Source organism: Nostoc sp. (assembly GCF_036917375.1).
Taxonomy (GTDB): domain Bacteria; phylum Cyanobacteriota; class Cyanobacteriia; order Cyanobacteriales; family Nostocaceae; genus Nostoc.
This window is the reverse complement of record NZ_JBALDN010000036.1, coordinates 1-19,337: the sequence shown is the minus strand read 5'-3', so window position 1 is coordinate 19,337 and position 19,337 is coordinate 1. Positions and strand designations below refer to the sequence as shown.

General features: G+C 41.3%; 17 protein-coding genes. 9 read left to right on the top strand and 8 right to left on the bottom strand.

Annotated elements, in window-relative coordinates; translation table 11 throughout:
* Positions 1-194: 194 nt before the first annotated feature.
* From V7K45_RS08935 to gatB, 5 genes are all read right to left on the bottom strand, one after another.
* Entirely contained in the window at positions 195-2,201 is a 2,007-nt protein-coding gene (locus V7K45_RS08935; protein ID WP_335002468.1) for an ABC transporter ATP-binding/substrate-binding protein, read from the bottom strand.
* A gap of 115 nt (positions 2,202-2,316) precedes the next feature.
* Positions 2,317-3,156, bottom strand: a complete 840-nt coding sequence (gene ntrB / locus V7K45_RS08930) for a nitrate ABC transporter permease (protein WP_335002462.1) — start codon at positions 3,154-3,156, stop codon at positions 2,317-2,319.
* 98 nt (positions 3,157-3,254) lie between these two features.
* The gene (locus tag V7K45_RS08925; RefSeq protein ID WP_335002460.1) at positions 3,255-4,637 is read right to left on the bottom strand and encodes a CmpA/NrtA family ABC transporter substrate-binding protein; all 1,383 of its coding nucleotides are present in this window, start codon (positions 4,635-4,637) and stop codon (positions 3,255-3,257) included.
* A gap of 657 nt (positions 4,638-5,294) precedes the next feature.
* Positions 5,295-6,536, bottom strand: a complete 1,242-nt coding sequence (gene argJ, locus V7K45_RS08920) for a bifunctional ornithine acetyltransferase/N-acetylglutamate synthase (protein WP_335002466.1) — start codon at positions 6,534-6,536, stop codon at positions 5,295-5,297.
* Between the two features lie 672 nt (positions 6,537-7,208).
* Positions 7,209-8,684, bottom strand: coding sequence for an Asp-tRNA(Asn)/Glu-tRNA(Gln) amidotransferase subunit GatB (gene gatB, locus V7K45_RS08915; RefSeq protein WP_335002458.1), 1,476 nt, complete (start codon positions 8,682-8,684; stop codon positions 7,209-7,211).
* A 128-nt stretch (positions 8,685-8,812) separates the two neighbouring features.
* Between gatB and V7K45_RS08910 the strand changes: the two genes are divergently transcribed.
* The 3 genes from V7K45_RS08910 (at position 8,813) to V7K45_RS08900 (ending at position 10,282) form a co-directional block, all read left to right on the top strand.
* A complete protein-coding gene (locus V7K45_RS08910) occupies positions 8,813-9,358 on the top strand; it encodes a DNA topology modulation protein (RefSeq protein ID WP_335002456.1) in 546 nt (181 codons plus the stop codon).
* 118 nt (positions 9,359-9,476) lie between these two features.
* Complete coding sequence (locus V7K45_RS08905; RefSeq protein WP_292737050.1) at positions 9,477-9,776, top strand: hypothetical protein; 300 nt, start codon at positions 9,477-9,479, stop codon at positions 9,774-9,776.
* On the top strand, positions 9,773-10,282 hold the full coding sequence (locus V7K45_RS08900; protein WP_335002453.1) for a PIN domain-containing protein: 510 nt from the start codon (positions 9,773-9,775) through the stop codon (positions 10,280-10,282). Before V7K45_RS08905 ends, V7K45_RS08900 begins: the two co-directional genes overlap by 4 nt.
* Before the next feature lie 366 nt (positions 10,283-10,648).
* Here the strand turns inward: V7K45_RS08900 and purH are convergent, their stop codons facing one another.
* Both purH and V7K45_RS08890 read right to left on the bottom strand, forming a co-directional pair.
* On the bottom strand, positions 10,649-12,169 hold the full coding sequence (gene purH, locus V7K45_RS08895; protein ID WP_335002451.1) for a bifunctional phosphoribosylaminoimidazolecarboxamide formyltransferase/IMP cyclohydrolase: 1,521 nt from the start codon (positions 12,167-12,169) through the stop codon (positions 10,649-10,651).
* Between the two features lie 164 nt (positions 12,170-12,333).
* Positions 12,334-13,182 carry a hypothetical protein gene (locus V7K45_RS08890; RefSeq protein WP_335002449.1) on the bottom strand — a complete coding sequence of 283 codons (849 nt, stop codon included), beginning with the start codon at positions 13,180-13,182 and terminating at the stop codon, positions 12,334-12,336.
* A 337-nt stretch (positions 13,183-13,519) separates the two neighbouring features.
* Between V7K45_RS08890 and V7K45_RS08885 the strand changes: the two genes are divergently transcribed.
* The 6 genes from V7K45_RS08885 to V7K45_RS08860 all read left to right on the top strand — a co-directional run bounded on the left by V7K45_RS08885 (position 13,520) and on the right by V7K45_RS08860 (position 19,009).
* Complete coding sequence (locus V7K45_RS08885) at positions 13,520-14,938, top strand: DEAD/DEAH box helicase family protein (RefSeq protein ID WP_335002447.1); 1,419 nt, start codon at positions 13,520-13,522, stop codon at positions 14,936-14,938.
* Positions 14,913-15,791, top strand: a complete 879-nt coding sequence (locus tag V7K45_RS08880; RefSeq protein WP_335002445.1) for a hypothetical protein — start codon at positions 14,913-14,915, stop codon at positions 15,789-15,791. Before V7K45_RS08885 ends, V7K45_RS08880 begins: the two co-directional genes overlap by 26 nt.
* 152 nt (positions 15,792-15,943) lie before the next feature.
* Positions 15,944-16,549: an alpha/beta hydrolase gene (locus tag V7K45_RS08875; protein WP_442941972.1), complete on the top strand. Its 606-nt coding sequence runs from the start codon at positions 15,944-15,946 to the stop codon at positions 16,547-16,549.
* Between the two features lie 154 nt (positions 16,550-16,703).
* Positions 16,704-16,916 carry a protein IsiD gene (isiD, locus tag V7K45_RS08870; protein WP_094351471.1) on the top strand — a complete coding sequence of 71 codons (213 nt, stop codon included), beginning with the start codon at positions 16,704-16,706 and terminating at the stop codon, positions 16,914-16,916.
* A 108-nt stretch (positions 16,917-17,024) separates the two neighbouring features.
* The gene (coaBC, locus tag V7K45_RS08865; RefSeq protein WP_335002443.1) at positions 17,025-18,233 is read left to right on the top strand and encodes a bifunctional phosphopantothenoylcysteine decarboxylase/phosphopantothenate--cysteine ligase CoaBC; all 1,209 of its coding nucleotides are present in this window, start codon (positions 17,025-17,027) and stop codon (positions 18,231-18,233) included.
* A 5-nt stretch (positions 18,234-18,238) separates the two neighbouring features.
* Positions 18,239-19,009, top strand: coding sequence for a biotin/lipoate A/B protein ligase family protein (locus V7K45_RS08860; protein ID WP_335002441.1), 771 nt, complete (start codon positions 18,239-18,241; stop codon positions 19,007-19,009).
* Positions 19,010-19,092: 83 nt separating this feature from the next.
* Here V7K45_RS08860 and V7K45_RS08855 read toward each other — a convergent pair whose 3' ends face one another.
* Positions 19,093-19,221 carry a hypothetical protein gene (locus V7K45_RS08855; RefSeq protein ID WP_335002439.1) on the bottom strand — a complete coding sequence of 43 codons (129 nt, stop codon included), beginning with the start codon at positions 19,219-19,221 and terminating at the stop codon, positions 19,093-19,095.
* Between the last annotated feature and the right edge of the window lie 116 nt (positions 19,222-19,337).

The window sequence follows — 19,337 nt, the reverse complement described above, 5'->3', positions numbered from 1 at the left end:
TTAACGGAGATCAAAGGTGGATTCATCCAGTTCAAATACTCGTTAACGGAGATCAAAGGTGGATTCATCCAGTTCAAATACTCGTTAACGGAGATCAAAGGTGGATTCATCCGGTTCAAATACTTGTTAACGGAGTTCAGAGGTTCGCGCGTGATATCCTATTTCTCCCACTCCCTCTTTCTCTCACCATTTTTTTATGATGCGAGTCTTCTTCTTGGTGCATCGAGAACAACTTCCGCGACTGAAAAATCACGTTTAATTTTCAAGCTGTTGAGATACGCGATCGGATCGTCGGCGTTAAAGGGAGTACCATCGAACAGTTGAATCGGTTGGCGAATATAGCTAATATCCAAACCTAATTCTCGTGCGGCGGTGCTGAAAACACGCACGCGACACACCCGTTCTACAACTTCTACCCAATTTCTGGGGAAGGGAGTATCACCCCAACGCGCCAATTGACTCATAATCCAAATTTGTTCGGTACGGCTGGGGCGGTTGATCGCGGAATCAGAATAAAACTGATGATGGGCATAGTCGCGCAACGGATGGTCTAAGTCACAGGTGAGATTATCTGGATCTTCGAGTTGAATGTATTCTAAATCAGTGCTGACGTACTCTCGCCCTGCTAGAATTTGGCGAATCTCTTGGGCATTTTCGGGATTTGCACAATACACGCAAGCTTCTAACAAAGCTTTCGTTAAGGCGATATGCGTATTTGGATAATTTTCTGCCCAATCTTCGCGCACACCAAGAACTTTACCGGGGTGTCCCAGCCAAACTTCTAAGTCGGTAGCGATGGTAAAGCCGACATTTTCCACAGCAGCGCGGTAGTTCCAAGGTTCGCCGACGCAGTAACCATCAATGCTTGCGGCTTTTAAGTCAGCTACCATCTGCGCTGGGGGAATGGTCTTCATATCCACATCGCTATCGGGGTCAATTCCACCAGCCGCTAGCCAGTAACGCAACAGCAAGTTGTGCATCGATGCGGGATGCACTACCCCCATTGTGTGCCTTTGTTCGTGGGTGAGAATCAGGTGATTTCTGAAATCTGATAAGGTTTGCACGCCTTGGTCGTAAAAGCGTTTTGCCAAGGTGATGGCGTTACCGTTGCGAGTCATGGTAAGGGCGGTGACAACGGGCAAAGGTTGATTATTATGCCCTCCCAAAGTTAGCCACATCGGCATCCCTGAAGGCATTTGAGCCGCATCCAAATAACCGCCACTTATGCCATCTTCTATACCCCGCCAGCTACTTTCCCGCACGAGGTTAACTTCATCTAAACCATGTTTGAGAAAGAAGCCTTTTTCTTTCGCAACTGCTAAAGGGGCGCAAGCTGTCAGAGGTAAAAAGCCAATTTCTAAGTTAACTTTTTCTAATCCATGACGGGCAATGTCGGCAGTTTTCCGCGCCCGAATTTTCTTGATCCGTTTCTGCTGATTGAGGAAGTAAATCATCTCACTTCGCAAGCTGTAGTAGCTGGGATGTTCTACCACTTCCATCCGCTTGCGGGGTCTGGGAATATCCACTTCTAAAATGTCGCCGATTTTAGATTCGGGGCCGTTGGTTAACATCACAATTCTGTCAGATAACAGCACGGCTTCATCGACATCATGTGTCACCATCACGGCGGTAACTTCATTTTCTTCGCAGATTTGCATGAGTTGTTCTTGCAAATTGCCGCGTGTGAGTGCATCCAGTGCACCAAAGGGTTCATCTAGCAAGAGTAATTTGGGACGAATCGCTAAGGCGCGGGCGATCGCAACTCGCTGCTTTTGTCCACCTGATAACATTCCCGGCTGTTTGTCAGCATGAGGACGCAAACCCACCATATTTATATGTTTTTCGACAATGGCGTTGCGATCGGCTGCGGGTGAACCTTTCATTACTGAGTCCACGGCGAGGGCAATATTTTCTCTCACCGTCCGCCAAGGTAATAGCGAATAATTTTGGAACACCACCATCCTGTCTGGGCCGGGTTTGGTGATTCTTTGCCCTTCAAGAGTGACAATACCTTCAGTTGGCAAATCCAAACCCGCAATCATATTTAAGAGTGTGGATTTACCGCAACCGGAGTGACCAATAAGAGAAACAAATTCTCCTTTTTTAATTTGGAGGTCGATTCCTTTGAGGGCGATATATTTGCCACCACCAGTTAATTCAAAAACTTTATCAATTTGGTCAACAGCGACGAACATACTTATTTATCCTTTGTCATTTGTCTTTTGTCATTTGTCTTTTGCCATTAATCCTTAGTACGTGGTCATTAGTCCTTAACTTTTTACAAATGACTAATGACCAATGACTAATGACAAATGACTATTTCTGTTCTGCTGGTAAAATCTTGTTTTGTAGCCAAGCCATTGCTTTATCTAGCACTAAGCCAACAATACCGATGTAAACTAGAGCCAAAATTACTTCGCTGACGTTGTTATTTTGATAAGCGTCCCAGATAAAAAATCCGATGCCGACAATACCGGACATGACGATTTCGGCGGCGATAATCGCTAACCAAGCCAAACCGATCGCAATTCTCAAGCCGGTAAAAATATAGGGTAATGCCGCCGGAATCAAAATATTAATGAAATATTCTTTGCGGCTAAGTTGCAGAACTTTGGCGACGTTATTGTAATCTTGGGGAATTTGGGTAACACCGACAGCAGTGTTAATTAAGATGGGCCAAATAGCGGTAATGAAAATTACAAATAAGGCGGCTGGTTCGTTTTGCCGTAAAGCTGCTAAAGAAATTGGAACCCAAGCTAGAGGTGGTACAGTCCGCAGTAATTGAAAGATGGGGTCTAATGCTTTGGACATGGTTCTATTAACCCCAATCAAAATGCCCAAGGCAATACCAACGATCGCAGCTAGCGTATAACTGATGGCAACCCGTTGTAGACTAGCAAGAATCTGCCAAAATAGACCTTTATCAATGCCACCTCGGTCATAAAATGGCCAGAAAATCAGAACCCAAGTTTCTTGAATAACCTGTATAGGCCCTGGTAATGTAGCTCCTGGAGTCCAAGCGAAGAGTTGCCAGAGAACGAGGAAGATGGCGATCGCGATCGCTGGTGGTATCAGGTCAGGAAATTGCTTTTGCAGACTAGAGATAAAGCTATTATTCAATCTAGGGCTTGCAGGGCGTTTTTGGGCTATTGTCATGATGCTGTGTTCCTGTTTTATTTGTTATTTGTCGTTTGTAAATAATCGATATTTATAGACGCGATGAATCGCGTCTCTACAAGCGATGAATCCTGTCTCTAAATACTGACTTTCTTGATTTTCAAACTCTTCAAATATTCTTCTGGTTTTTCGGGGTCAAATTTGATGCCATCAAAGAACTGTTCTACACCACGGGATGTATTTGTAGGAATATCAGCAGTAGCAATTCCAGCTTCTTTTGCAGCTTCTTTCCAAATATCTTCGCGGTTGACTTTGTTGATAAGTTCCCTAGCCTTAGCAGCATTATTGTCAATGTAATCTTTTGGCAAGAATCCCCAACGAACGTTTTCAGTTATGAACCATAAATCGTGACTCTTGTATGGATAAGAAACATTACCTTTTTCATCTTTCCAGTAGTAAGCAGCCATTGATTTATCATCAATTTTCCGACCATCACCCATGTCATATTTGCCTTGGTATGGATCTGCCAATATTTCTGGTGAAGGAAGATTGAAATAATTTCGTCCAGCCAAAATTTCAGCCGCTTCTTTGCGATTATCAAAATTATCTAGCCACTGTTGGGCTTCCATAATTCCTTTTAAAATTGCTTTGGTAGCCTTGGGATTTTTATCAACCCAATCGCCTCTCATGGCGAGATATTCTTCAGGATGATTTTTCCAAATTTCTGCGGTTAATGCTGCTAAGTAGCCGATTTTGTCTTGAACAAGGCGATAAGGCCAGGGGTCGCCTGTACTAAAAGCATCCATCGTTCCTGTTTTCATGTTGGCCACAGTTTGCGCCGCAGGTACTGTCAGCAATTTGACATCTGCATCTGGGTCTAAGCCGCCTGCTGCTAACCAGTAGCGAATCCATAAATCTTGGTTGACGTGGGGAAAGGTAAATGCAGCGGTGAAGGGTGTTGAAGATTTTAATTCCTTAAGCAAGGACTTAGCACTGGCTAATTCTAAACTAATACCCTTGCCTTGGTGCTTGTTTGCGATCGCAATTCCATTTCCATGCGTAATTAATTGACATAATACATACATGGGAATTTTTTGATTGCCTTTGGTAATTAAACCTTCTGTAATTAAATGTGGCATTGGCATCTGCCATTGACCGCCATCTATACCACCACCGGCAGAACCAATTTCTACGTTGTCTCTGGCTGCACCCCAAGAAGCTTGTTTGGAAAGGTCAACATTAGTCATCCCATACTTGGCAAAAAATCCCTTTTCTTTAGCAATAATTAAAGGAGCCGCTTCTACAATGGGGATATATCCTAACTTGACTGTAGTAGTTTCTGGTGTTTGTTCGGGGCTAATATTAGCAACCGTTTTAGCAGTTGGTTGTGTTTGAGTGCTTCCACCAGTTAGGTTTTCAGGAGGATTACCCAAACAGCCTTTGAGTAATACAGCACTCGCAGATACTCCGGCTGTGAAGATGAATTTGCGGCGAGAAATTTGATTAAAAAATTCTGTCATAAATATCTCCTGAAAACGCGAATGTTATTTTTTATAGCTATGACAATTTAGGCAAAAAACCTTGGTTTCTTGCATTATTAATGATTAATCAAGCTATATTTGAGCAAGCGATCGCAGCCATTTCATCAATGAAATAGCTACCTATATAAGAACTCGGTTAAATTATTGGCTCTGCTTTTATAGTGTGATGCAGAGGTATCATTCACCTTGTTGAAATCAGTTTACAGCCTTTGAAGCCGAAATTGTTAACTTGGAATCGAGATTATTAAACAAATATTAGATTGGATGTATAAGTAAAAATTTATCTATTATCCTCAACTATAGGAATAATTTTTAATATATAAACTCTTATTGATGATGAGTATTATGTTTACTTGATGGTTTCCTGTTTTCACTTCTTTTGTAACTTTATTTTAGTAGTTATTTGTCATATATAAGTTTTTATTTATCACAACCATTATGTTATCTCTATAATTTATGAGCGCACTGCGATGAGGGTAAGATGGTAAGGCTGGGAAAGTTATAGACCTAACCAAATACCCCAAATAGGTGGATTTATTATCCAGCGATCGCAATTATCTGCCCTTTCCAATACCACGAAGGTAAAGTAAAGACGCGATTCATCGCGTCTCTACAAGGCAAATAATTAGGAGTAGTTCAGGTAGTGTATTCGGCGTTAATCTTCACATAGTCATAACTCAAATCACAACCCCAAGCTTTACCTACACCATAACCATTGCCAACATTAACGGAGATTAACACCGTATCCTGTTGCAGATAAGCACCCACCGATGCTTTTTTCAAATAAGCACTTGCGGCTGCACGGTCAAATTGTAGAGGTTGTCCATTTTCTAACATTAAGAAATTCCCTAGCTTAATTTGCAGGTTTTCTTGCTCAAATGGCACACCTGCACGTCCGGCGGCGGCGGCGATGCGTCCCCAATTTGGATCGCGTCCAAAAATTGCAGATTTAACTAAGGATGAACCAGCGATGGTTTTGGCTATTTGTCGGGCTGAAAGTTCATTCTGCGCCCCTGTTACTTCCACTTCAATTAGACAGGTTGCACCTTCACCATCACGAGCGATCGCTTTGGCTAAATGCTGGCAAACTGCTGTTAACATCGCCTCTAATTTCTCTGCTTCTGCGCCCCATTCTATAATTGCTGGGGTGCGAGATTGACCATTTGCCAAGGCAATTAAGCTGTCGTTAGTGCTGGTGTCACCATCCACCGTAATGGAATTAAAACTTCTATCAGCTGCCCTTACTAACATCTGCTGCCAAAGATGAGGCGAAACCACAGCATCACAAGTAACAAATGCCAACATGGTTGCCATATTGGGGTGAATCATACCGGAACCTTTGGCAATGCCGCCAATTCGTACCGGGCGGTCGCTTATAGTTGTCTCTAAAGCAATAGATTTTGTCACCAAGTCTGTAGTGATAATCGCCCCAGCAGCAGCATCCGAACCTGTTGCTGATAGTGCCGCTACTACTTTGGGAATTCCACTTCGCAAAGCATCCATCTTAATTCTTTGACCAATTACACCAGTGGAAGCCAATAACACAGATTCAGACGAGATGTTCAGGGCTTGGGCTACTGCCAGAGCAGATTCTAGGGTATCAAGGTTGCCTTGAGTTCCTGTGGCGGCGTTTGCTTGTCCAGCGTTGCAGAGGATGGCACGAGCGCTTTGTTTGGCTTGCAAGCGTTGGCGACAATATTCTACACAGGCAGCTTTCACTTGGCTGGTGGTGAATACACCTGCTGCGATCGCTTCTACTTCTGAGAATATCAAAGCTAAATCTGGCAACCCCGAAGGTTTCAATCCTGCGGTAATTCCCGCCGCCTGATACCCCCTTGGTGCTGTGATACCACCTGTGATTTTTTGCCAATCTGCCATCATTCTTCCTTACAACTATCAAGTTGGATAGGTCAATTTGTACTTTACAAAAGTGCTGAGTTAGGAGTTATGAGTTAAGAGTTATTAGTTTCCCCCTACTCCCCACTCCCTTTTATTGTGAGTTTATTTGCTGATGGCAATAATAATGCACCAGTTGGCGATTGACATAATTGTTTTTACCTTTCTTATGACGAAAAACCAAAACAAAAAAGGAGAGCTACTTGGGTTGCTCTGTAGATCGTTAGGATACATCTACTTCCTAATCTATCTGATTTACTTTTTAAGGGTTAATACTTATTTATTGAGATTATTTCTAAAAACTTTTGAATTTTATCCGTAAATACCACGAAAATAAAATAAAAAAGAGAGCTACTTAGGCAGCTCTCCAGATCATCAGGGTGCATCTACTTACCACAGCATATCATTTTACGTATGAGGGTTGTCACCAGCTTTTATATGAAGATTGTGTGAAGCAAGACCGGGAAAATACTTAGTTGGGGCATTGGGAATTGGGTATGGGGAAAGGGAAAGGGGGAAGGGGAAAAGGGTAAGGGGAAAAGGGGAAAGATTAAATTTATTCCTTTTCCCTTTAACCTTTAACCTTTTCCCCAGTCCCTATGCCCCTCTGCCCCTCCTACTTCCTCACCCAGCAAAGCTAGCTTGACCGAAACTCTAGGCGTTCAGTTTTTTCTCGACCAATTCGTTAGTCAGCTTAGGATCGGCACGTTTGTCTGTCTTTTTGAGAACTTGTCCGACAAAGAAGCCTTTGAGGTTAGTGTTACCGTTGCGATACTTTTCTAATTCTTTAGGATTGGCGGCGATGACTTCATCAACAATCGGTTCCAGTACACTAGGATCGGTGATTAACTCAAGACCTGCAAAGGCTTTTTCAGGAGAAATACCACTGAGCAAATCTGGCAACTTTTGTTTAGCTTGAGCATTGCTAATTTTGCCCGTTTCAATGCGAGTGATAATATCTGCTAAATTGCTGGGAGTCAGTCCGATTTGAGTAATAGTGAGTTTTTGCTTATTGAGGTGGGCTGCAATATCTTGAGTAATCCAGTTGGCAGCAGCTTTGGGATTTGCTCCAGATGCGATCGCAGTTTCAAAATATTCAGCTATTGAACGATCTTCTGTTAAGACTCGCGCATCGTAAGGGGAAAGTCCCAAATCACTTTCATAATGATGGCGTTTTTGGGCTGGTAATTCTGGTAGTTCGCTACGCCACTTCTCTAATTGTTCATTTGACACCTCAATTGGTGCTAAATCTGGTTCGGGGAAGTAGCGGTAATCGCTAGAACCTTCTTTCACCCGCATACTACTTGTACACTGAGCGCCTTCTTGCCACAGCCGAGTTTCTTGGATGATGCGATCGCCTGCTTCGATGGCGGCGATTTGGCGTTCAATTTCGTAGTCAATCGCCCGTTGGATGGCGCTGAAGGAGTTCATGTTTTTAATTTCTACCTTGGTGCCAAACTCCTTTCGTCCCACTGGACGCACAGAAATGTTGACATCGCAGCGCAGAGATCCTTGTTCCATATTGCCGTCACTTACGCCGAGATATCGGACAATGCGACGTAATTCTTCGGCATATTCAGCAGCTTCTAGTCCAGAACGCAGATCGGGTTCTGAAACAATTTCTACTAATGGGATACCTGCGCGATTGTAGTCTACCAGAGAATAGGAAGAACCGGAGAGGCGATCGCTACCAGCGTGTACCAATTTTCCAGCATCTTCTTCCATGTGGAGACGCGTAATCCCAATGCGTTTGCGAATCGGATTACCCTCAGCATCTACCAACTCAATTTCTAACCAACCATGTTCTGCGATCGGTAGATCGTATTGAGAAATTTGGTAATTTTTGGGTAAATCTGGATAAAAATACTGCTTACGGTCAAATTTGCTATATTTAGCGATTTGACAATTTAGTGCCAAACCAGCTTTGACGGCGTATTCTAATACTTTTTGATTGAGTACAGGTAAGACCCCAGGTAAACCCATACAAACCGGGTCAATGTTAGTATTGGGGTCAGAGCCGAATGCCGTAGAGCTATTAGAGAAAATCTTGGTATTGGTACTCAGTTGACAATGGGTTTCTAAACCAATAATCGCTTCATACTCAGTTTTTACAGTGCTAGCAGTCGTCATAATATCACTATTTCGGCATAATCCTTCTTAGGGTACTATTGTAGCGGCGTATTGAGTTGCCCTGAAGACGGTTATTTGGGTGAGCAATGCTTACCTCTTGAGCTTGAAAAGGGAGAGGTACATCTCAGGTGAAGAAAATCTTAATCATTGGTTCTGGAGGTGCTGGTAAATCTACCCTAGCCCGCGAACTAGGAACTATTTTAGGTTTAGAAGTGATTCACTTGGATGCTTGGTACTGGAATCCTGGTTGGATTGAGACTCCAAAAACTGAATGGCAGAGCATAATCCAAGACCTAACCCGACGAGAATCTTGGATTATGGATGGTAACTATGGCGGTACTCTCGACCTTCGTTTGTCAGTTGCAGACACGGTAATTTTTTTGGATTTTCCTCGGCTTTTATGTTTATCGCGAGTGATTAAACGTCGCTTTATGTATGCAGGACAATCTAGGCCTGATATGGCATCAGATTGTCCTGAAAGATTGAATTGGGAATTTCTCAAATATATCTGGTCATACCCAATTATTCGTCGTCCTGGAATTTTAGAAAAACTTAGTCAGGTAAGGCCAAATCAGCAAGTTATTATTCTCTGCAAACCAACAGAAGTCAGAGATTTTTTGCAAAATATTTTACAAATTCAGATTTACACAATTGATTTTTATGAAAGAAAATGAATAAATAGTTAAATATATATTATTGGTAATTATGTATTAGCTAATTACCAAAAAATTAGATTAAATTACTATGATAAAGTATAAAATCAGCAAATTATGGTAGGGAGGGACTCAAATTATGATTGATGTCAAAACAGCAGTAAATGCTGCATATCAATATATAAAATCCATACAAGATATAATGGGTTCCTCGTTAGGAGATTTGAGACTTGAAGAAGTCGAACTTTCTGAAGATAAAAGTTTCTGGTTGATTACTTTAGGGTTTGATATTCCTAAAAAACCTCCTAAAAGCCGATTGGAAGACTTAATTCCTCCCTCTCTTACTTCTACACCTGTCTTGTATGAACGAGAATATAAACTTTTTAAAGTGAATTCTCAAACTGGCGAAGTAGAAGCAATGAAAATTAGACAAGTATGAAAAATTTTATTGCTTCCCTTGTTCGTCGTTATTGCCAAAAAGGGGTTTTAATTGATACAAATATTCTGCTTCTCTTCTTAGTTGGGAGCGTCAATCAAGAACGAATAACTAAATTTAATCGAACCCAGCAATTTATACCAGAAGATTATGAGCTTCTGCTAGAATTTATTGCACGCTTTCAAAAGCTTGTAACAACTCCGAATATTCTGACAGAAGTTAATAGCCTTGCAAATCAACTTGGTGAACCTGAACGTTCTCAGTGCTTTGCATTATTTGCTCAATTTGTTAAAAATGTTGCTCTTTTGGATGAATACTATATAAAGAGTTTAGATGCTGTTAATACTGAAAAATTTGTCAAGTTCGGACTTACTGACAGTGGAATCCTGACTTTATCTAAAGGAAAGTATCTTGTACTAACTGATGATTTCAAGCTAGCAAGTTATCTTCAGAGTGTAGAAGTTGACGTGATTAACTTTAACAATATTCGTGTCTTTAACTGGAAATAAAAATATGAAATTATTTTGGAAGCGTTAATCTCTATAATTTCTATATACAAATTAAAAAACGCCTGGGAGTGTTGCCGTGTTTCCACCCCAGACGTTTTTTATTCTTAACTTGCTCCTCACACACAAATAGATAATATCACTACTTCTATCAAATGGCAAGTATATTGAGTGACATTTTCAAAACTGCACAAGCAATCCAATTTTTGACAAATTAAAAAGCGCTTGGGAGTGTTGCCGTGTTTCCACCCCAGGCGCTTTTTATTTTTAACTTGCTCCTCACACACGATTATATAATATCATTGCTTCAATTATAAAGAAAGTATATAGTGTGACAGTTTGTAAACCGCACACTCAATGAGCAATGATTTAGTGTAAAAAGTGACGTACACCAGTTATGACCATCAGTAAACCCAGTTCGTTAGCAGCAATGATAGAATCTTTATCGCGCAAACTTCCCCCTGGTTGGACAATGGCTGTAATTCCTGCGGCTGCGGCTGTTTTGACTGAATCATCAAAGGGGAAGAATCCATCGCTGGCGAGAGTTGCACCTTTGGCTTTTTCTCCAGCTTGTTCTAGAGCTATTTTAACCGAGCCAACGCGGTTCATTTGACCAGCACCTACTCCTAGTGTAGTGCGATCGCTTGTCACAACAATGGCATTCGATTTAACGTGTTTGCAAACTTTCCACGCAAACAGCAATTCCGCTAATTCGCTGTCGGTGGGTTGACGTTCGGTAACTATTTGCCATTGACTGGTGTCAGCAATTATATCATCGCTAGTTTGGACAAGAAAACCACCTGCGATCGCTTTCACTGTATCCTGAGGGCCACTGCTCAAATCAGCTAGAGTCAAGACCCGCACGTTAGATTTCTTAGCTAGGATTTCTTGAGCTTCGGCATCACAACTTGGTGCAACCACGCATTCTAAAAATGTTTTGGTTAACTCGCTAGCCGTAACCGCATCAATCGGACGGTTGAGTGCGACAATTCCGCCAAAGGCAGAAGTCGAATCAGCATTGAAAGCTTTTTGGTAAGCTTCTGAAATAGTGCTTCCCAATGCCGTACCACAGGGATTTGTATGTTTAATTATCGTTGCTGCTGGAGTATCGGTGAACTCAGCAATGATTCGGCGTGCAGCTTCTAAATCAACTAAGTTATTGTAACTAAGTTCTTTGCCTTGCAGTTTTATCGCAGATGTCCAACCCGTTGGAGTAGTACCAGTTTGATACCAGGTGGCGGGTTGATGCGGGTTTTCGCCGTAACGCAGAGATTGCAATTGTGTACCGCTAAGGGTGTACTGCTGTGCTTCTGCGAGGTAAGATGCGATCGCGCGATCATAACTAGCAGTGTGCGAAAATCCTTTTAATGCCGCCTTTTGCCGAAATTCTAGCGAAGCTGCGCCGTTATTTTGGCGCAATTCCTGCAAATACTCGTCATATTGCGCTGGATCGCATAATACAGTGAGATGGGCAAAGTTTTTCGATGATGCCCGCAACATTGCTGGCCCACCGATATCAATCTGTTCAACAGCTTCAGCTAATGTTACTCCTGGTTTAGCGATCGTTTCCTCAAAAGGATAAAGATTCACTACCACTAAATCAATCGGGCGAATTTGGTTATTTTCTAAATCTGTAATATCTTGAGGAACATCTCGCCGTGCCAAAATTCCGCCGTGAATTCGGGGATGTAGCGTTTTGACTCGACCACCTAAAATTTCTGGTGAACCTGTATAATCTGCAACTTTGGTAACAGGGAGTCCCGCATCTTTGAGTGCTTGGGCTGTTCCCCCACTGCTGATTAAATCAAAGTCGAATTCTTCCACCAAGCTACGGGCTAGGTCAATTAAACCAGTTTTATTAGATACACTCAGCAGGGCTAGACGCGCCATTGATCGATTCCTTAAAAGTAGGCTGTGAAGCAAAGGATCTCAAGTTTTGCATAAGCCTTGGTTTACTTCAAGACCATGAGGAATAATAGCGTTAATTATCATCTAGGCATCACTTTTATCAATTAAGACTGCTACAGATGGCAGGCATTGTGCCAGTGCGACATTTATTCTTCCTCATTTATAATATCTAATTCACTTATGTAATTAATATATTCTTCATGATATTCTCGCTGTTTTAAAAGCCTGTTTACTCCATCAATATTAATTTTATTTAAAACCTCTCTTGCCGCTTTCATAGCTTGTTTTCTCATTATCAGTTTATTTTTATTTGATGAAAATTCTAATAATCCTTCTGCCACTAAAGCATTAATTATCTCAAAATCAAATCCATTCCAACAGTTAACGCCAGTAAAATTTTCTTTAGACTTTTCACAACTATTGTTAAGGTACTCATTATGTTGATCTCCACTTGAAAGGTATATAATCATTAAATATAAAGGTTTCATAACTGCGTAACGCTCTTGAAAAATCCTTAAACTTTCTTGTTGGACTTCAAATTCATCTGCAAGATTACAAGCTCTATGATAGGCTTCTTCTTGATTATTGTAAAACCAAGTAGTTTTTATTAAGTCTGGTTCTTTAGTACACTCTGCTAGAAAATTTCTGCCAAAAATATCTGATTCTGGAAGTTCAAAAACAGTAATTTTCCAATCTTTTCTGTTTTTACTAAAGATTTCTTTTTTATTTGTCAGCAATCTTTGTGTTTCTGCTTGCTCTTTAGCTTTCTTTTCTAACAACAGTTGTTGGCGCTCTGCTTGTTCTCTAGCCTGTTTAATTTCATAAGCATCATTAGGAATATTTAGCTTCTTATTAATCTCTTCCCAGAATTTACTATCTTTTGTATATAGACCTTTTTTAGTCAAGCTATCAATAAATTCTTGACCACAGAGTTGAATAGCATTTTTTTTCAATGCTGGTAAGTTAGTGAATGCTTCAAAATTATTTTTATCCATTTTTGCTTTTTATAAAAAATTAAAATTTACATTATTTCTTATCTGTTTATAAATTTATATTCATTAAGTTTCCCCCGATCTTTTCAATTATCATGGGAAAAATTAGTTGTGTAATAAATCTTAAAAAAAGTATTATAAATGTAAAACATATTTATCTTGACAGATTAGACACATTACAGAGGAAATAATACCCTCTAAAGACTTGAAAAGTGCTTTCTCCCAGCCAAAAGATATAAAACGCAAAAAAATTGAGAATTTAATTATCTGTCTGGAATTTTCGTATAACGCACCCCTCAAATTTGCAGATTTTCAAAAAGAAGCCCCTCATAGAGAAGAAATGAGTCGCTATGCCCGTTACATTGAATCACGGGGGGTCTTCTCTAGAGTTTGTGCAGAGGTTGAAGGTGAAAAGTTTTCACTTTCTAAAAGGCTGGAAAATTTTCTTTCAGCATTTAGTGGTCAAGATAAACCATTATTTAAGCTCTGTCAGGCATCATCTTATACCGATCGCCTGATTCATCTGTTATGCGTGCATAAGCGATTAGAAGGAAGTTGTCATGCTAGAGCGATCTCTGTCACATCCAATGGTATTGAAAGTCTTGCGGCTCAATTCTGGGGGGTGGAACCAGAACCAGATACTAGAGCCAAGTTAATGCAATCATTGGGAAAAGCATATCGCCAGGCTAAACATTCCAAAGATGATGAGCCAATGGATTTAGATGCAGAAATTCGTTTGGTGTTCAAGAGGCTTTTGAAAGGGCTACCGTCTGCTTTTAAAGAACAAGCACAACATCTAGCTGAAAAACCAACTTTAGGTCAATACTCCCACTTTCTCTTTCAGGAGAATGTGACGGACTTCTACAACCCAATGGGTGAAATTAGCAAGGCTGAGGCGATCGCATCTATTGAAGAGAACGACGCATTACTTGAGTTCTTTGGAGGCAACCCTGTTACACGAATTGCCGATTGTATCAATGAAATCAATCCCGATAAGGCAACAATTCCTCTGCGACAAGTACACGAGGCAGCAGTATTTGCTGGTATAACTGCTGCTCAAGTCGGTAAAATTAACGTCCTAGCTTTGGAAGGAAATCCGGGTATTGGTAAAACTACTGCTGTGATGAAATTTCTTAAACAGCAAAAGCAGCAGTCTCAAGGTTTCTTATTTTTGTATCTCAGTCCGCGAGTTGTAATTAATCGAGATGTTACCGACAAACTTGCTAGAGAAAATCAGCAGCCCACTGGGATATTAACCATCACCAGCAATAAAAATTTGATTGATGCAGCTCCCGAATGGTATAAAAAACAGGTTCAGCAAAACAATTTTCCACCTACCAGTATCGATAGCGCTGTTGTTGTTGATGGTATTGGAAAACTCACACGTCCTGATTGCAGTATCCTCTTCGTCACCCCAGAACAAGAACTTGATATTGATTGCAATATAGTCGGCTCTACTCGGTTTAAACGCCGTCTCAACGAACGGGATTACAGCGTAGAATCTCTTTATAGTCCTGGTGTCTTGCGTACCATAGCAACCTCAGCCCGAAAATTGCTCGAAGCAAATCCCAAGGTTAATCAACTGGTGATGACTGCTGCTATCCAAGGTTATCGGACGCTTAACGATCAATCAACTACAGTCAATGCCTTCAACAACTTATTTGCAAAAAAAGCTGACACTAAGCCGGGAAAAAAGGAACGTTCAGCATTTGCAGCGCGAATTCCCACCATAGTTGTCAGTTGGCTCTGTCGGCGATGAAGAATTGCTACGTTTAATGTCTGATGATGTCTTAGATTTGTTGCGTGAAGCCAAAATTTTTATCAGCGATAGTCATCCTCAAGAAGCCAAAGCAATTGTGAAAAGGGCGGAGCAGTTAACTGCAAACATCTTTAAACATTTTGACTTGAGAGGTCAATCATTAGAGAGAGATGCTAAGTCCTATGCAAATTATCAAACCTTACAAGCTTTGACCAAAACTGTTTCTAGGATTTCGAGCCGATTATTACCATCTTTAGATAACGATGAGCTAAAGATACCAGATAATCTAACTTGTATCGGCCCTTTCTGGATAGAAGACTGGAGCGATCGCCAAACTGAAGAAATATTTAGCTTTGAAGCATGGAAAGCTGACGTTAAACAAAATAGCAGTCGTCTTTTAGGATCGTTAAAAGAAATTGCCGAAAGCAAGAAGTTCAAATTTCCCTCAAAACTCAAACGTCCTGCCAATGAACTGTATAAACTATTGAGTCGAGAACAAGAGGGATTTGTGATTGAATCTTCTACACATCAAGCATTAAAAACTAAAAACATAGTTATTGGCTTACCTCTAGACTATCCCCATTTCTGGAATGAACAATCAGAAGATGATACTCGCCAACAGGTATTACAAGATCCGCAAGCTTGGAGAAGTGCGCTAGGACGTTCTCTAACTCCTCAAGGCTTAATTGTACCAGTAGTACCTCACTATCGCACATTTCCTTGGGTAGCTGTGGCAGGTAGACGGATTTTTACACAACTAGAAACAGTTTTTAGCGATCGCTACTTTATGGCATCCAGCGAATTGAATCTTTTGAACACCATTCTGCTTGAAGATGAAGCAGAGAACAAATAGTTAATGTACGCCTGGGAATTACTTAGCGATGTCTATGACGATCGCATTCTTTAGGCAAGCAGCAAATGCCGTAAAATACTAAGTCTCCTTGAAGAGATAGGATCTATGTATAAAAGTAGAATTTTAGGAGTAAACCTCTGTCTTTACAAGCTATTACCGTTCCCACCGCAACTTCTCAACCCCCAGCAGGCTTAATTGTCACTTTGCATGGTTGGGGTGCTAATGCTGAAGATGTAGCATCTTTATTACCCTTGCTCAACTTACCCGATTACCAATTTGTATTGCCCAATGCACCTTATCCTTATCCCTACTCCCCTATAGGGAGGGCATGGTATGACCTGCGGGGGGAAAATATGTATCAAGGGTTGCCAGAAAGCCGACAACTGCTAACGGATTTCTTGGAATCTTTAGAAAGTACCACTGGCATACCTTTGTCACGTACCATTTTGAGTGGGTTTTCTCAAGGCGGAGCAATGACTTTAGATGTCGGCTCAAAATTGCCCTTAGCAGGTTTAGTTGTCATGAGTGGGTATTTACATCCTGACGCGCTAACGGCAGCTCAAAGTCAGATTCCGCCGACTTTAATCACTCACGGTAGATATGATGAAGTTGTTCCCCTGCAAGCTGCTTTGAAGGCACGAGAAACTCTCAAGTCTCTAAGAGTGGCAGTAGAATACCACGAATTTGATATGGGGCATGAAATAGATCCAAAAACGTTAGAAGTGCTACGAAATTTTGTTGTAAATACAATTGCTTAGTCAGGATTACGAATTTTTTATAAATTCTGGTACAAATTCTGACAATTTTCACGAACTTAATGACTTCTAATGAGTAATATATATTGGGTGGCTGCGTTTGGCGCAACTTAACCCATGCTGAAGGCGAGTGCTGCATAAGGGAGGGGCAAGTATTATGACAACTCTAAGCATTTCCCAAAAAGAAATTGCTGCCATGAGTGCAGTAGAAGTAGAAGAACTAGCTACACGTCTGGAACTGGATAATTATAGTAATGCTTTTGAGGGTTTAAATGATTGGCATCTATTGCGAGCGATCGCATTTCAGCGTCCAGAGTTAGTTGAACCCTATATCTACCTCTTAGACTTAGAACCCTACGATGAAGCGTAGAGACGCGATTAATCGCGTCTCTACAGGAGTTAGGAGTTAGGAGTTAAGAATTAGGATTTATAACTATTTAGTACTAATTTTTGAACGACTCACTCCTAACTTTTTGCCATGACTAATCCAAAATTGAACAGGGTTCTTATTGCTGTAGGTGGCGGTATCGCCGCCTACAAAATCTGTGAATTGGTTTCGACGCTGTTTAAAAGTGGGGTAGAGGTTCGAGTTATCCTCACCCGTTCGGCGCAAAAATTTATCACGCCTCTGACTTTATCAACTCTATCTCGTCATCCCGCCTACACAGATGATGATTTCTGGCAACCAAATCACTCTCGTCCGTTACATATTGAGTTGGGTGAATGGGCAGATGTGATGGTAATTGCCCCTTTAACAGCTAATACATTAGCAAAGTTAGTCTACGGGATGGCTGATAATTTACTCACAAATACCGTGCTGGCTTGTACTTGTCCCGTGCTGTTAGCACCGGCAATGAATACGGATATGTGGGAACAGCAATCGGTGCAACGGAATTGGCAACAGTTATTGATAGATAGCCGATATCATGGGATGAATACAGCATCAGGATTATTAGCGTGCGATCGCATCGGTGCTGGTAGATTAGCAGAACCTCCAGAAATATTCGCTCACATCCAATCGCTGTTACACACTCAAGGCAAACGAGATTTAGCAGGTAAACGAGTCTTAATTAGTGCTGGCGGAACGCGAGAGTTTCTTGACCCAGTGAGGTTTATTGGTAATCCTTCCACAGGTAAAATGGGATTGGCGCTATCGCAAGCAGCATTTCACCGAGGGGCAAACGTCACCTTGGTACATGGCCCAGCTAATTGGGATGTACCATTGGGAGTACAAGCGATTCCTGTTGTTAGTGCAGAGCAAATGCAGCACGTCATGGTGGAATGTTTAGCCAACGCTGATATCATTGTCATGTCAGCAGCCGTAGCCGATGTGAAGCCACGAGATTATAGTACAGAGAAATTGCCCAAGCGATCGCTCCCCCAAGCTTTACCTCTGGAACCAGTACCGGATATAGTCGCCCAATTAGCACAAATCAAACAGCCGCATCAAATATTAATTGGTTTTGCTGCACAAACGGGAAATATTGTCAAGCCAGCGTTAGAAAAATTACATAATAAAAAACTCGATGCGATTGTTGCCAATCCCATCGATCGAGTTGATAGTGGTTTTGGGAGTGATAATAATCAAGCGATATTTTTAGATAGTCAAGGAAATCAAGTAGAAATTGCACCTTGTTCTAAATTAGAAATGGCGCATCAATTATTTGATTTTCTTTCTATAGTCTGAAACCTATGAGACAACTAGCAACCGAATCACCATCCACCTGGCGTTTCATTCCAATGCTTCAAACATCAGGGGGAGTGCAAATGGCGATCGATGCTTGGTTGTTCAACCAATGTGAAAAGGGACAGCACCCGCCTACTCTGCGTTTTTATACCTGGTGTCCTTATGCGCTCTCCTTGGGACATCTGCAAAAACAATGGCCTGCCGAGTGGCATAATCTGACTTACCAGGGAAAGGCACTCGATCTAGTTCGTCGGCCAACGGGAGGTAGAGCTGTTCTCCACCAAGGAGACTTAAGCTACGCCCTGATTACCTCAGCTAGTAATGGAAAAAGCTGGGGTATTTATGAAAAAATCTGTAACTTTTTGATCCAAGCTTGGCAAACCTTGGGTATTGAGTTAAATTATGGTTCTGCTGGACGAGGTTACATTCACAATCCCAGTTGCTTCAACACAACAACAGCAGCCGACTTAGTTACTGCCGATGGAAGTAAATTTATTGGTAGTGCCCAACGCAAAGGAAGAAACACCATTCTTCAACACGGCTCGATGATTTTATCTACAGACAAAGGTTTATTTCAGAAAATCTTTGAACAACCTGCTCCGTGGAATACCTCACTTTGCAATACACAGGAAGAGGATGGCTGGATTGTCAAGATTGTGGATACACTATCAGAGACGGCAAAACAGTACTTTGGTATAGAACTAGTTACCCAACCATTCACCGATCTCGAATGGCAAGATATCCTCAAATTGCGATCGCTTTATGAAGTGCGTTAGCGTAGCTCACCATAGGTATCGCCTATTCCAAAACTTGAAGTTATGTAGTAAATACGTAGAAAGCCAAAGTTTTTTTGGAGCAATTACACCTTTGAGAGCGATCGCAGATCGGGACATTGAATCAGAGCAACGACAAATAGACCATTTGTAGAGACGCGATGAATCGCGTCTTTACCCAAGGATATGTTGCAATGATTAATTGAAATTGCCAAATTAAATTTGCTACAAATTAATCTGGAGTTTAGACTAAATCGTCGAAATCAAAGAAAAAAGAGGAGGTCTGATTGAACACAGGCCCCCTTTTGACAGAAGGTGAGAGAAGAACCAC

Bases quoted from the DNA above. Each gene is read 5' to 3' on its own strand.
- coaBC (WP_335002443.1), top strand. From the start codon at position 17,025: ATGACTAATCCAAAATTGAACAGGGTTCTTATTGCTGTAGGTGGCGGT.
- V7K45_RS08885 (WP_335002447.1), top strand. From the start codon at position 13,520: ATGAGTCGCTATGCCCGTTACATTGAATCACGGGGGGTCTTCTCTAGA.
- V7K45_RS08890 (WP_335002449.1), bottom strand. From the start codon at position 13,182: ATGGATAAAAATAATTTTGAAGCATTCACTAACTTACCAGCATTGAAA.
- V7K45_RS08905 (WP_292737050.1), top strand. From the start codon at position 9,477: ATGATTGATGTCAAAACAGCAGTAAATGCTGCATATCAATATATAAAA.
- V7K45_RS08860 (WP_335002441.1), top strand. From the start codon at position 18,239: ATGAGACAACTAGCAACCGAATCACCATCCACCTGGCGTTTCATTCCA.
- ntrB (WP_335002462.1), bottom strand. From the start codon at position 3,156: ATGACAATAGCCCAAAAACGCCCTGCAAGCCCTAGATTGAATAATAGC.
- V7K45_RS08925 (WP_335002460.1), bottom strand. From the start codon at position 4,637: ATGACAGAATTTTTTAATCAAATTTCTCGCCGCAAATTCATCTTCACA.
- V7K45_RS08900 (WP_335002453.1), top strand. From the start codon at position 9,773: ATGAAAAATTTTATTGCTTCCCTTGTTCGTCGTTATTGCCAAAAAGGG.
- argJ (WP_335002466.1), bottom strand. From the start codon at position 6,536: ATGGCAGATTGGCAAAAAATCACAGGTGGTATCACAGCACCAAGGGGG.
- gatB (WP_335002458.1), bottom strand. From the start codon at position 8,684: ATGACGACTGCTAGCACTGTAAAAACTGAGTATGAAGCGATTATTGGT.
- isiD (WP_094351471.1), top strand. From the start codon at position 16,704: ATGACAACTCTAAGCATTTCCCAAAAAGAAATTGCTGCCATGAGTGCA.
- purH (WP_335002451.1), bottom strand. From the start codon at position 12,169: ATGGCGCGTCTAGCCCTGCTGAGTGTATCTAATAAAACTGGTTTAATT.